Annotated in this window: 14 protein-coding genes; 11 read left to right on the top strand and 3 right to left on the bottom strand. The window is 45.4% G+C overall.

Going from position 1 to position 13512, the window contains the following annotated elements:
• Positions 1-140 precede the first annotated feature (140 nt).
• From glgB to D2910_RS11040, 7 genes are all read left to right on the top strand, one after another.
• The gene (glgB, locus tag D2910_RS11070) at positions 141-2024 is read left to right on the top strand and encodes a 1,4-alpha-glucan branching protein GlgB (RefSeq protein WP_240633607.1); all 1884 of its coding nucleotides are present in this window, start codon (positions 141-143) and stop codon (positions 2022-2024) included.
• Positions 2021-3187 (top strand): glucose-1-phosphate adenylyltransferase, encoded by a 1167-nt coding sequence (locus D2910_RS11065; RefSeq protein ID WP_084243233.1) that lies wholly within the window; start codon positions 2021-2023, stop codon positions 3185-3187. The genes glgB and D2910_RS11065 overlap by 4 nt, the downstream gene beginning before the upstream one ends.
• Complete coding sequence (locus tag D2910_RS11060; RefSeq protein ID WP_117313525.1) at positions 3165-4187, top strand: GlgC family sugar phosphate nucleotidyltransferase; 1023 nt, start codon at positions 3165-3167, stop codon at positions 4185-4187. Before D2910_RS11065 ends, D2910_RS11060 begins: the two co-directional genes overlap by 23 nt.
• Entirely contained in the window at positions 4184-5632 is a 1449-nt protein-coding gene (glgA, locus tag D2910_RS11055; protein WP_117313524.1) for a glycogen synthase GlgA, read from the top strand. The genes D2910_RS11060 and glgA overlap by 4 nt, the downstream gene beginning before the upstream one ends.
• Positions 5633-5674: 42 nt before the next feature.
• Complete coding sequence (locus D2910_RS11050) at positions 5675-6484, top strand: SDR family oxidoreductase (RefSeq protein ID WP_117313523.1); 810 nt, start codon at positions 5675-5677, stop codon at positions 6482-6484.
• A 108-nt stretch (positions 6485-6592) separates the two neighbouring features.
• Entirely contained in the window at positions 6593-7675 is a 1083-nt protein-coding gene (locus D2910_RS11045; protein ID WP_240633606.1) for an MBL fold metallo-hydrolase, read from the top strand.
• A gap of 4 nt (positions 7676-7679) precedes the next feature.
• The gene (locus tag D2910_RS11040) at positions 7680-7940 is read left to right on the top strand and encodes a DUF3006 family protein (protein WP_117313522.1); all 261 of its coding nucleotides are present in this window, start codon (positions 7680-7682) and stop codon (positions 7938-7940) included.
• A gap of 501 nt (positions 7941-8441) precedes the next feature.
• Here the strand turns inward: D2910_RS11040 and D2910_RS11030 are convergent.
• The 3 genes from D2910_RS11030 to D2910_RS11020 form a co-directional block, all read right to left on the bottom strand.
• Positions 8442-8744, bottom strand: coding sequence for a DUF3219 family protein (locus D2910_RS11030; RefSeq protein ID WP_117313520.1), 303 nt, complete (start codon positions 8742-8744; stop codon positions 8442-8444).
• 86 nt (positions 8745-8830) lie between these two features.
• On the bottom strand, positions 8831-9892 hold the full coding sequence (locus D2910_RS11025) for a YkvI family membrane protein (RefSeq protein WP_117313519.1): 1062 nt from the start codon (positions 9890-9892) through the stop codon (positions 8831-8833).
• Positions 9893-10086: 194 nt separating this feature from the next.
• Positions 10087-10413, bottom strand: a complete 327-nt coding sequence (locus D2910_RS11020) for a YflT domain-containing protein (protein ID WP_084243223.1) — start codon at positions 10411-10413, stop codon at positions 10087-10089.
• A gap of 120 nt (positions 10414-10533) precedes the next feature.
• On the opposite strand from D2910_RS11020, the gene D2910_RS11015 reads away from it, so the two are divergent.
• The 4 genes from D2910_RS11015 (at position 10534) to D2910_RS11000 (ending at position 13459) form a co-directional block, all read left to right on the top strand.
• On the top strand, positions 10534-11268 hold the full coding sequence (locus D2910_RS11015; protein ID WP_084243222.1) for an MBL fold metallo-hydrolase: 735 nt from the start codon (positions 10534-10536) through the stop codon (positions 11266-11268).
• Between the two features lie 116 nt (positions 11269-11384).
• Entirely contained in the window at positions 11385-12371 is a 987-nt protein-coding gene (locus tag D2910_RS11010; RefSeq protein WP_084243221.1) for a cation diffusion facilitator family transporter, read from the top strand.
• A 47-nt stretch (positions 12372-12418) separates the two neighbouring features.
• Positions 12419-13063, top strand: a complete 645-nt coding sequence (locus D2910_RS11005) for an NAD(P)-dependent oxidoreductase (protein WP_117313518.1) — start codon at positions 12419-12421, stop codon at positions 13061-13063.
• 132 nt (positions 13064-13195) lie between these two features.
• The gene (locus D2910_RS11000) at positions 13196-13459 is read left to right on the top strand and encodes a hypothetical protein (RefSeq protein WP_117313517.1); all 264 of its coding nucleotides are present in this window, start codon (positions 13196-13198) and stop codon (positions 13457-13459) included.
• Positions 13460-13512 lie beyond the last annotated feature (53 nt).

Here is a 13512-nt window from a genome sequence, read left to right as displayed (position 1 = left end):
GACTCGAAAATCAAAAAAAAAATAAATATTTGTAATTTAATTTACGAAAAATTTAGTTAATTTACAAAGGATTATCATGCGGCGTGTAGAATCTACTAAAGATAGATAATTAAGGAAAGGCGATGTTAGGAGGAGTTCGTGTGATTATCCGGGAAGAAGAGTTGACGGCAGATAAATTGAAGGACTTCCATGACGGCAAGATGAACGATGCTTACCGATACTTCGGTGCCAAAGTCGAAAGGGGCTGCACCTCATTCACGTTATGGGTCCCTGATGTTGAAAGGGTAACGGCCTCGGTCTATAAGCCTGGCAGCAATGAAAAGGTTTCTTATGAAATGAAACGCCTGCCGCATGATGAAACGATTTGGCAAACCCGGATCCCGGAGGATTTGACGGGATATTCCTATATTTATGAAATTCTTCTGTCCAATGGCGAACTTCTTGAGAAATCTGATCCTTATGCCAGACAGGGAGAAATGAGACCGCGGATAAAATCCGTAATCGCCGAAGCTTCGCAGCATGATTGGCAGGAAGAAGTCATGAAAAAGAAGGGAATACTGGCTGAAAACCACGTTGAAAAACCGATGGCGATCTATGAATTGCATATCGGAACCTGGAAAAGGAATGACCAGGGAGGTTTTTTGAGTTATCGGGAATTGGCTGATGAACTGGTTCCTTATGTGAAGAGCATGGGCTTTACGCATATTGAAATCCTGCCGATTACTGAGCACCCTCTAGATGAGTCCTGGGGGTACCAGGCAACCGGCTATTTTGCGCCGACAATCCGCTATGGCATCGCTGATGACTTGAAGTATTTCGTTTCTGTTTGCGCAGAAAATGACATCGGACTGTTTTTGGACTGGATTCCGGGACATTTCTGCAGTGACGCTTTTGCGCTTTCGTTGTTCAACGGGAAACCGCTTTACGAAGAATCCCGTGAAGAGAGACGGGTGAACTACGACTGGGGCACATTGAATTTCGATATTCAAAGAGGCGAAGTGGTGAGTTTCCTGCTTTCGAGCGCCCACTATTGGATGGAGGAATTCAAGTTCGACGGCTTTCGGATGGATGCAGTCATTACCCAGCTTTTCGTACCAAATGACGAGTCGCGGGTTTTTAATGAAGAGGGCAAAAATTTTTTAAGAACATTAATTTCGAGTGTAAAAAAAGAATTTCCCGATTCGATTCTTATTGCCGAAGATGCATGGGGGCATCCGAAAGTAACGCATGCACCGGAAGAACATGGAGTCGGTTTCGATTATAAATGGAATTTCGGATGGATGCATGACACGCTCTCGTATATGAAAGAGCAGCCGTCGGAACGCTCGGATCACCATGAAAGGATGAATTTCTCCTTGATGTATCAGTATGATGAGCGTTATATCCTGGCTTTTTCACATGATGAAGTGGTTCATGGAGAAAAATCGCTGCTGAATAAATTGCCGGGAACAATGGAAGAGAAGTTCAGCCAATTGCGTTTGCTGCTTGGTTTTTGGATTACCCATCCCGGTAAAAAGTTATTATTCATGGGCCAGGAATTCGGGCATTTCGATGAATGGGAATTTAAGCCGGAACTGGATTGGGGTTCGCTGGAACAGACGGCGCATCAAAAGACGGCTTATTTTACGAAAGACCTGTTGGCATTTTATAAAAGGGAAAGGTCACTGCATCAATTGGATGATCATCCGAAAGGATTTGTTTGGCTTGATGCGGATAATCACGAACAAAGTGTCGCTTCATTCATCAGAAGAGGAAAGGAGCCGGGAGATGAATGCATCGTCCTGTGTAATTTTTCGCACCTCGCCTATCCCGGATTTCGTGTCGGGGTTCCGGGTGCCGGTCTGTATGAACAGGTCTTTTCAAGCGCCGCGGCCAAATATGGGGGCATCCAGAAAGGCGGCATGCAGACGGCTGCAGCTGAAGATGTTGGAGCGGATGGGCAGGAAAAATCCATAGAAATTGAGTTGCCTGCATTTACAATGTGTATCTGGAAATTGATGGAGAAAGGGAGCGAAGCGGATTGAAAAAGCAGATTGTTGCAATGCTATTGGCCGGTGGTCAAGGAACCCGGTTGAAAGAACTTACTTACGCGGTTGCAAAACCAGCCATTCCATTTGGCGGGAAATACCGCATTATAGATTTTCCATTATCCAATTGCACAAATTCAGAAATCCATACAGTTGGAGTTTTGACGCAATACCAGCCGCATTTATTGCATCAGTATATCGGTCTTGGAACCCCATGGGATCTCGACCGCCGCAACGGTGGTGTGACGATGCTCCCGCCATATGCTGAAGCTGACGGCATCAAATGGTATGACGGAACCGCGAATGCGATTCATCAGAACATGAAATTTTTAGAGGCGCATCAACCGGAATATGTCCTGATTCTATCGGGTGACCATATATATAAGATGAATTATATGCTGATGCTCGATTTCCATATCAAGCATCAGGCGGATGCCACGATTTCAGTTATTGAAGTGCCATGGGAAGAGGCCAGCCGCTTTGGCTTGATGGAGACGGATGAAGAAATGCAGATTAAGAGATTTGTGGAAAAGCCGGCTGACCCACAAACTAATTTAGCCTCTATGGGCGTATATATCTTTAATTACCAAAAGCTGAAGGAATACTTGGCAAGAGACGCGGAACAAGAAGAGTCGAGCCATGATTTCGGCAAAGATATCATTCCGGCCATGCTTGAAAACAATGAAAAAATGGTCGCTTATCCATATAAAGGCTATTGGAAAGACGTGGGGACAGTGGAGAGTCTTTGGGAAGCGAATATGGATTTGCTGGAACTGGACTCGGGTCTCGTGCTCCACGATTCGGCCTGGAGGATTTTTTCATCCAATCCTCAGCTGCCTCCGCAAGTAGTGACGTCGACATGTGAAATTCAGGAATCATTTGTCAATGAAGGCTGCATCATCGAAGGCAAAGTCAGGAGATCCGTTATTTCTCAGGATGTCCATATCAAAGAAGGGGCAGAGATTGATGAATGTGTGGTAATGGCAGGGACGGTAGTCGGATCGGGTGCAAAAATCAGCAGGGCGATCATAACGCCTGATCTCAGAATTCCCGCCAATTTTACGCTGCAGAAAAAAGATGGGGAAATCACTCTTTTAACAAAAGAAACGATCAGGAATTGGGAAGGGAGTGAAGACGATGCGCTTAGCAGCAGTAATTGATGCGACTGTCACGATTCCGGGACTGAAGGAATTGGCGATGTACCGGTCGTCCGCCTCGATTCCATTTGCAGGCAGGTATCGCTTAATCGATTTTGCATTATCCAATATTGTGAATTCGGATATCAGTTCAGTCGGAGTCTTTGCTTCACAGCAAAGTGTTTCGCTGATGGATCATATAGGGAAAGGGAAAAGCTGGGATCTGGACCGCCGCAGAAACGGACTTTATTTTTTGCCCACCTCACAACGGGAAGGCGACCAATTGAGTGTCGGTTCCTTTGCGGCGCTTGAGGACCATCTCAGTTTCTTCAAGAAAAGCACGCAGCCCTACGTCGTTGTAACCAGTGCCTTTTCCATTTCGCAACTGGATTATAACGATATGCTGGATGCCCATTTAGCGTCAGGAGCCGATATTACAGAGGCGGTCCGGGACGGGGAATGCATGAAATCTTACATCTTATCCAAGGAATTATTAATGGAGATGATCAAGAGTTTCCGGGAAAATCGGGTTGTGAGTGTTGAAGATATCGTGAATCTTAAGAGAAAGCCATATACCTTTTCGCAATACCAATATGAAGGTTATTTCGTGCTGATCAATTCAATGGAAAGCTATTTCAATGAATCGATGGCGCTGTTGAACGAAGTGACATGGAGGCAGCTGTTCCTGCCCGAAAAACCGATCTATACGAAAGTCAAAGATGAACCGCCGACCAAATATATGAAGGGATCGAGTGTTAAGCGGTCCCTGGTTGCAAACGGAAGCTTATTGGAAGGCCAGGTCAGTGACAGTATTCTGAGCAGAGCGGTGGAAATCGGCAGGAATTCAAAACTCGAAAATTGCATCATCATGCAAAAATGTGTAATAGAAGATAATTGTGATTTGCTTTATGTAGTTGCGGATAAAGATGTACGCATCAAAGCTGGCAGTGTACTGCATGGGACAAAAGAAAAACCGGTAATTATCCGCAAAGGCAGCGAAGTTTCGGAGGGAGAAGTCCTATGAAAATTAGTATGGCAGCGGCAGAGTGTGTACCTTTTGCAAAAACAGGAGGGCTGGCTGACGTGATTGGGGCATTGCCTAAGGAATTGGCGAAAAACGGACACGATGTCACGGTATTCCTGCCTAAATACAATGTGATAGCCGAAGAGTTCGTCCAGCATTTTTCATTGATTGAAGAAATTCCTGTCTCTTTCGGCGGAGAAATCAAACCATGTGGTGTCTACAAGTACAATGATGAAAATATCCGTTATTTATTCCTGGAAAGCCGGGAATATTTCGGACGGTCCAAAATATATGGCGAGCCGGATGATGGGGAGCGTTTCAACTTTTTCAGCATCGCTGTCCTGACCGCAATGAAAGAGATGAAAGTAAAAGCGGACATCATCCACGTCCATGACTGGCATACAGCCATCATTCCATTGCTGATAAAAAAAGACAACCGTTTCAAAGTGCTTGGAGAAAGCGCTAAAACAGTTCTGACGATCCACAATCTCCAATTTCAAGGCAATTTTGCCACTACTGTTTTCACAAAAGGATTTGAACTGGATGAAAACCGGTTCGACCTTTCTTCCATTGAATGGAATGGAAACTACAATATGCTCAAGACCGGCATTTCCTATGCCGATAAAGTGACCACTGTCAGTCCAAGTTACCGGGACGAAATTTTAACAGCTGCATATGGTGAAGGGCTGGAAGATGTGCTTAAGGAACGTAAAGGCGATCTGGTCGGAATCCTGAACGGATTGGATACTCAGTTTTATAATCCCGCCACAGACCTGGCGATTGAAATGGAGTATGACCATTCATCGATCGAAGAAAAAGCGGTCAATAAGCGCAAGGCTCAATCATTGATGGGTATGCCGGTGAAAGGGGATGTTCCGCTGACCGTCATGATTTCGCGGCTTGCGGGCCAAAAAGGAATCGATATCCTGGAGGAGGCTCTGCCGGAATTGCTGCAATCCAATGAACTGCAATTTATCCTGCTGGGTTCAGGGGAAGAGAAATTTGAAGACTTTTTCGTGCAGCTGGCTAAAGAATTTCCAGATAAAGTAGCGGTGCATATTGGCTTCGACGAAGACCTTGCACACCAGCTTTATGCAGGGGCCGACATCTTCCTGATGCCTTCCCATTTTGAGCCTTGTGGTTTAAGTCAGCTCATTTCAATGCGTTACGGAACCGTTCCTGTAGCCAATAAAACAGGCGGTTTGAAAGATACAGTCATTGAATATGACCGCGTCACCCAAACGGGCAATGGTTTTCTGAGTGACTTCACAGGGAATGAGACTTTCACAGAAGCTGTGAGAAGGGCATTAACGTTCTATCAGGAATCGGGACATTGGGAAGCGATTAAAAAGAATGGCATGGAGGCGGATTATTCCTGGAAACAGTCTGCCGTATTATATGAGGGACTCTATCAGGAATTGACGAAAAACCTTAGCGCAAAATAACCTGGGAATTCACTATCGAACGACCAAAGGAAAGGTGATCTGATGGCAGATAAATCATTCGATAACACAGATTTGACTGATTATAAAGCAAGCGGTGCCCTGGAAGGGAAAGTGGCGATTATCACTGGCGCCAGCAGCGGTATCGGGCAAGCGGTGGCCATAGCCTACGCGAAAGAAGGAGCAAAAGTTGTCATCGGCTACAAAGGCAATGAAGAAGGAGCCAGTGCAACCCTGCAGACAATCGGAAAATATGGCGGCGAGGCAAAAGCGTTCCAAGGAGATTTGGGGAAATCGGCCGAATGCGAAAAGATTGTTCAATTTACGCTTGAAACTTTCGGCCAGATTGACATTCTCGTCAATAATGCGGGCTATCAATACCCACAAACTTCACCGTTGGATATCACGGATGAACAGATGCTCAAAACTTTCGAAATCAAAGCTTTTGCGATGTTCTATTTAGTAAGAGCGGCGCTGCCTCATCTGAAAAAAGGGTCCCGCATCATCAATACAGCTTCCATCAATGCCTACCGTGGACATTCGGATCTGATCGATTATTCAGGTGCGAATGGCGCGATGGTGGCCATGACCCGTTCGTTGGCAAGACGTCTGGTTCGGGAAGAAATCGCGGTAAATGGTATTGCCCCAGGCCCGATTTGGACGCCATTGATTACGAAGACATTCGGGGATTTAAACCCTAACGTAGCGGATGACTTTGGGGAAGATGTACCAGCAGGGCGGCCGGGACAGCCTTTTGAGCTCGTAAAAGCCTACGTTTTCTTGGCAGACCCGCAAAATTCCTATATGACAGGGCAATTTCTCCATATGAATGGTGGAGATTATATGTCGACCTGATTGCAGATCCGCCTGGAATATTCTTTCTGGCGGATTTTTCATGTCTTCCTATATCTCCGCTTTTAAAGCAGCTGTGATAAAATTCACTGTAACTAAGGGAGTGAGTTTTTGAAAAGAATCTTGATTTTAACTGTTGCGCTGCTTGGTTTTCTGGCGGGATGCCAGGACACTGTTGCACCGAAGAAACCAGCTGAACAAGGGGATTCGGTTAAAGAGTCGATGGATTCGACATTAACTGTGCATTATATCGATGTAGGGCAGGGAGACGCGACATTGCTTGAGTTCGACGGGCATGCAATCCTGATTGATGCCGGCCATTGGAAGTCTGACCAAGCTGTCGATTACCTGAAAACAGCAGGCATCAAAGCGATTGATATTGCTGTAGGTACGCATCCTGATGCGGATCATATCGGCCAGCTCGCACAAATTATCGGCGAATTCAGCGTGGAAGAAGTTTGGCTGTCGGGAAATCCAAGTACATCCAATACCTATTTGAATGTACTGCAGTCGATAGATGCAAGTGGAACCGATTATTACGAACCGAGAGCGGGAGATGTTTTTGACGTAGGGAAAATGCGCATCGATGTTCTCTATCCTGAACGGATTACCGGTGCAGCCAATGAAGAATCAATTTCCATGAAGTTGACATACGGAGAAATTCAATTTGTTTTCACTGGAGATGCCGGGGTAAAAGAAGAGCAGCAAATGATCGACAGTGGAACCGATTTGCAAGCGAAAATTCTTCACCTTGGCCACCATGGCTCGAATACATCCACCAGCAGTGCTTTTCTGGATGCGGTATCACCGGAAGTGGCGATTTACAGTGCGGGAGCGGATAATTCCTATGGTCACCCTCACGCAGAGGTGTTGGCGGCAGTCGAAAATAGCGGTGCTGAAGTTTATGGCACTGACGTTAATGGCACGATTATTGTTGAAACAGATGGCAGTTCCTATAATGTAGTGACCAGCCGCACCGGAATCCCGACTGAAGGGGAGAATCGCTGCATCAACATCAACATCGCATCCACCGCTGAACTCCAGCAGATTACGGGAATCGGTGAAACGTATGCAAAAGAAATTATTCGCTTACGGCCATTTGAAGCGATTGAAGATTTAGATGACATAAGCGGCATCGGCCAGGCGACAGTGGAAGCGATCAAAGAGCAGAATCTGGCATGTGTAGAGGAGTGATCACGTGAAAGGCTATTTGGACAGGATGGAAGACGGAGGAAAAGCAGTCATTCTGCTGGAAGAGCAAGGCTTCGAAATTATTGTGCCGTTCAAGGAACTTCCGCATGGGAGCGCCATCGGCTCGTGGTTCCGCATCTATGAAGAAAACGGCGACTTCTCCATCTTGCTGGATGAAGCTGAACGGCAGCACAAAGAGCAATTGGCAGATGAATTGACCGGTAACTTAAGGATGAAAAGCAGCGGCAGTAAATATAAAAGAGACTAAATTAAAAATGCCCTGGACTGATTACAATCCGGGGCATTTAGGCTGTCGAGAATTCGACACTTCTCAAATCATTTCGCTTTAGGCGGACGCGTTCCGCAGGGAGCTGCCTGAGCCTCCTCGTCGCTTTGCTCCTGCGAGGTCTCAGGACTCGCTCTATTTCCTGCAGGAGTCGCCGCCTGACGCTTCATTTAAGTTTAGTCTGAACTGAAGGATCGTCTCCTTTAGATATCAAAAATAAAAGACATTTCTATTATAGAAAGCGAATTGAGATATGGAGCAAAACAGCGAGACTCCCAAGGGAGCAGAAACGGAGTTGGCTTTCCAACTCCGTTTCGAGCGAAGTGCTGAGATCCACTCGGGCGAAGGGGACCGAGACCGAGTTAGCTCAGTGCAAGCCCCAAGGAAAGCGAAGCTGTTTTGCGCAATATCGATTACTTGCCTTTATCTTTTTCTCAACAAGCTGAATGCCCTGGACCGATTGCAGTCCGGGGCATCGTCATTTTAATTTGTTTTTTCGATCAACTCGAGATAGTAATCCGCGATTTGCCCTTCTTGGTACAGGTCTGTTCGATCAGTCGCATAATTATGGATGGTAGCGGGGAACTCGAGATTCAAATCCGGCACCCGTACCTCAAAATCATTTTTATAAAGAAGAACAGCCACATCGTGGTATTCCTCACTATTCACTTTAAATGAAAAAGAAATCTTGTTTATTTTATTTTCTGTACCTGCAAGTTGGACTTGCTCATTTTTAAAGTCTGTTGCTTCAATCTGTTTGTCATCAATCCAAACGGCTGTCTCCATGGAAAAACCACCTTTCCAAAATTCTATGGTTCAACTTTAACATGAAAAAACCGTCAAACCCTTGTGTAAGGATTTGACGGCCATATTCAGGCTGCCGCTTTTTTATTGCGCGCGTAGCGGATATTTGCCACTACAAGCGTGACAACAAGAAACAGCCCAAGCAATCCGATGATCGGATAAAACTGGCTGACGAGTTCTGTAAATCCTTTGAAGCTCAGCAGGTAGGCAAGTGTCACTGCGATGACAACCGTAATTTTGAAGCGTGCCGTATTCTGTTCCGCAAAGCGGGCAGTGAACGAAAACAGCATACTGACGGCTGTGTTGTAAATCATTGCAAAAAGAATCAATGAAATGAAGAACCCGAGCAAGGGAGAAATATCGTTGGCTATTTGAAGCATCGGCATATCTGAGCTGCCGACTCTGTCGACGGCTGAAAAAATAGCCAAGTGGCTCAAGATGATCAATGCACCAAGCCCAAGTCCGCCGATCAATCCACCGCGGGCGGCGATTTTTTCGTCTTTTTCGATTCCGCCCATGACGATGGCCATGGAAGCACCGACGGCTATATTGAAGGAAACATAATTGATTGCTGAGTAAAACCAGTTGGATAAAGCTGAATCCTGTTCTTTGGCAATCGGGTTCAGTTCAGCGAACGAAGCATCCATTGTCAGAAGGCTGTAAATGGCAAGACCGATAACCACCATGACTAAAAATGGCGTGATACTGCCGATAATGGCAATGATCTTCTGGATATTGAGCATGATCGTGCCCATGACGATCAAAGCCATCACGGTGTTTCCAAGAACTGCCGGCAAACCGAATTGCTGGGAGAAGATTGAACCGGCTCCGGCAATCATTACAACTCCCACGCCGAATAATGTCAGGATAATGATGATATCCATGATGAAACCGCCGTATTTGCCGCCGATGCCATAGAGCGCATCTTTGTGCGAAGTGGTTTGCATGCGGCTGCCGAGTCTCGTCAGACTCATTCCCATATAGGCAAAAAGAGCAGTGGCCAATATAGCCGCTAAAATACCGAGATAACCAAAGCTTGTGAAATATTGAAGTATTTCCTGGCCGGATGCAAATCCTGCACCGACGATAATACCGATAAACGCGCTGCCGATTTTTAAACTTTTCTTCATGTTGTCCCCCTTGATGTGTGCGAACTTGATTCTAAAACTTATGTAAATATAGCAAAAAAATCGTATTTTGACAAAATATATTTGAAAATTCAAGACTTTGGCGCGAAATAATATTATTGTGAGAACATTTAAAAATTATTTGGAAATGAAAAGAGGATGCCGGAATTCCGGTATCCTCTCATAATAAATTATAGTTAATCGTTTTTATTTGCGATGATGACTAATTTGCCTTTGTCGAGTTCTTCTTCGTATTCTTCCGCTTCCTGTTTCGTCAGGCCAGCGCCTTCCATCTTCGCGCGGAGTTCATCGCCGCGAGAGCTGGTCATGTTCTTCATGCTGTCCAGGAAACCTTGTTCTTTCATGCCGACGCTTTCAGTATCAAGGGCATCAGTTACATCTTTTTGGCGCTTTTTATCATGCGCGAAAATATAGATGTCGTCATGGTCGTATCCTTGTGTTGCCAATTTGTCGATTTCTGCTTTTGCTTGGAGTGCGTTCTCAACTGTCATTTTAATAGTCAAAATAATCCCTCCTAATTTTTCTATCCACTTATTCTTTACCACGCAGCCGCCCGCCTTAAACAAGTGTATGGGTTCCTCATGCGTTATACTAAAGAAAATAGCATTGGGAGGAGAGTTGACATGAACATAACGACTATCGGGATTTGGGGCGGCTACCCAAATAAAAACGAAGCGACCTCTTCGTTCTTAATCGAACAGGACGGGTTCCGCTGTTTAATCGACTGCGGCAGCGGGGTGCTGGCGGCGGTTCAGAACTACGTGGAACTGCGTGAATTGGATGCGGTTATACTTACTCACTATCATCCGGACCATGTAGCGGATATCGGGGTGCTTCAGCATGCGGCAATGGTGGGAATGCAATTGAAAGAGTGGAATACACCTTTGCCGATTTATGCACATAACCGGGATGCTGCGGGTTTTGACAGCCTGTCATATAAAGGGGTCACGGAAGGCAAAGAGATTCATGCAACTGAACCGGTTCAGATCGGGCCGTGGGAAGTATCCTTCTGTGAAACGATTCATCCGGTTTATTGCCTGGCATTGAAATTCTCTTCAAACGGCAAGACAGCGGTTTTCACAGCCGATACGGCATGGAAAGATGAACTCGTTGAGTTTTCGGCTGGAGCCGACTTCATTGCTGCCGAATCGAATCTTTATGAAAAATACGTCGGCATCATCCAGGGCCATATGAGCGGGCGCCAGGCGGGTGAACTTGCTTCAGGAGCCAATGTGAAACAGATGGTGTTAACCCATCTGCCGCAATATGGTGAACTTGAGGAGATTTTGGAGTCTGCCAAAGGAGCATTTTCCGGTCCGGTTGAATTTGCTGAAATCGGTAAAACCTATCGGCTTTAATTGTTTAAGAGAGCAGATACGTTACTTGAGAGAAAAAAGTTGAATGAATAGGTGTTTTAACTTTCATTAATGGGAAGTTAGTAATATAGAAGCTATTGAAAGGGGCACGGTTTATTATGAGGGAATTATTCGGTTTGATGAAATTCGGCGCTAAATCAGCGCTATGGGCAGCAATTATAAATACGGTTCTCGGCATTATTAAAACAGCTGCCTACCTGATTACAGGAAATGTCGCCATGTTCGCTGAAATGATGCACAGTTTTGGTGACGCGGCCAACCAATTTTTCGTATTCATCGGATCAGGGCTCAGCAAAAAGAGTCCGACGGAACGATTCCCTGGAGGATTTGGGCGACTCGTCAATCTGGTCTTGCTGGGAGCCGTGCTGATTGTCGGGATCCTTGCCTATGAAACGATTATTGAAGGGATTCACCATATCCAATCAGCGACACATTCCGAAGATTGGTTCTGGTTGAACGTCGGTGTGTTGGGCATAGCGATCGTATTGGAATTGTTCGTGTTGCATAAAGCCATGAAAGAAATTACACATAACTTGCCAAAAGAACAAACTAAAGGCTTGAAAATCGTTTCCGCATCTTTTAAAAACGTGAAATCAGCCAATCCTGCAACAAAACTTGTCTTCCTTGAGGATATGGTCGCAGTCAGTGGTGCAGTGCTCGCACTTGTCGCAATCGTGATTGCCACTTACACCCCGTTCCATAGTGCGACAGGCTATGCGTCAGTCATTATCGGCCTTATGCTTCTAGTTGTAGTGGGACGTATTTTCCTTGATAATTCCGCTGGCGTTCTTGGTGTCGCAGATCTCGATATGCAGGATCGCATGGGCAATGAAATCATGAAGCATCCAAAAATAAATGACATTCAAGATATTGATGTTATTCGCGAAGGCGATGATCTTCATGTTGAATTGAAAGTGGAAGTCGCACCAAATATGACGATTCAGGAAGCGGATGAAATCCGGGAGTATATAGCGTCAGAAATCAATAAACGTGTTCCGAATGTTACAGATATCATTATTGAGTTTGACCAGGATGATGATATTACTCATTGGAAAAAAGTAACAACGCAAAAACCAGTCGAATAAGCAGTGGATATAAAGCAAACCTTAGCGAATTAACTGGAGGGATTCTAATGAAGATCGGAATCATCGGCGCAACTGGAAAAGCTGGGAGCCTCATCATGAAGGAAGCAAAATCCAGAGGCCATGAAGTGACAGCGATTGTGCGGAATTCACAGAAACTCCCTGAGGAAGAAGATGCCGCGGTTTTGGAAAAGGACATTTTTGACCTTGATGCAAATGATCTGAAACAATTCAATGCTGTCGTCAACGCTTTCGGCGTGCCGCCTGAAAAAGCGGAGCAGCATGTAGAAGCGGGCCGGTCGCTGATCAATGCACTGAAAGAAGCAAAAGACACGCGTCTTTTGGTGGTCGGAGGCGCAGGCAGCCTGTTCGTCGATGAAGCCAGAACAACACGATTGAATGAGACTCCTGAGTTTCCTGAGGCTTTCAAAGCCATCGCGTTGAATCAGTCCCAAAACCTTGCGGATTTAGAGCAAGCGGAAGGAGTTCAATGGACATTCCTGAGTCCGGCAGCTTTTTTCGATCCTGAAGGCAAGCGTACAGGCCGTTACCAAATCGGGGAAGATGCGTTTCTCGTAAACAGGAAAGGCAAAAGTTACATCAGCTATAAAGATTACGCAATTGCGCTGGTCGATGAAATCGAAAACGGCTGGCATATCAATAAACGGTTTACCGTAGTAGCGGAAAGTGAATGATACGGAAAGCAGCTGCCGGATTTTTATTCCGGCAGCTGCTTTTCTTCACTAAACGTTCACCTTCATTTCTTCAAAGCGTAATTGAATCATGTATAATAAATTGAAACTTGAAGATAAAGGTGGGTAAGCACGATGGATTTTTTATACTTTCCAGAAGATAAATCCGAGTACATCCCGGGCATCATTTCCGTAATTGTTATCTTCATTCTCTCAATGCTGATTATCTGGCTATTGGTCAGGGCTTCGAAGAGACAAGTTCAGAACTTGGAAGATCAAGGGTATTCCGTTAATTACGATATAAAAAACAGCGACGATCCGCTGTCTATAGATGATAAGCCGGAAAAGGATGAAGTGAAACAGACTTCTGAAGACGATAACGGCAAAAAGGGGTCCTGACAAAAATCAGGACTTCTTTTTGTTGAAGGGAAATCGGTGTATACTGATACCGC

The sequence above is a fragment of the Planomicrobium okeanokoites genome, from assembly GCF_003428875.1.
Classification (GTDB): Bacteria; Bacillota; Bacilli; order Bacillales_A; family Planococcaceae; genus Planococcus; species Planococcus okeanokoites.
Note: the sequence above shows the minus strand (reverse complement) of the source record. Positions and strands in the feature narration are given on the sequence as shown.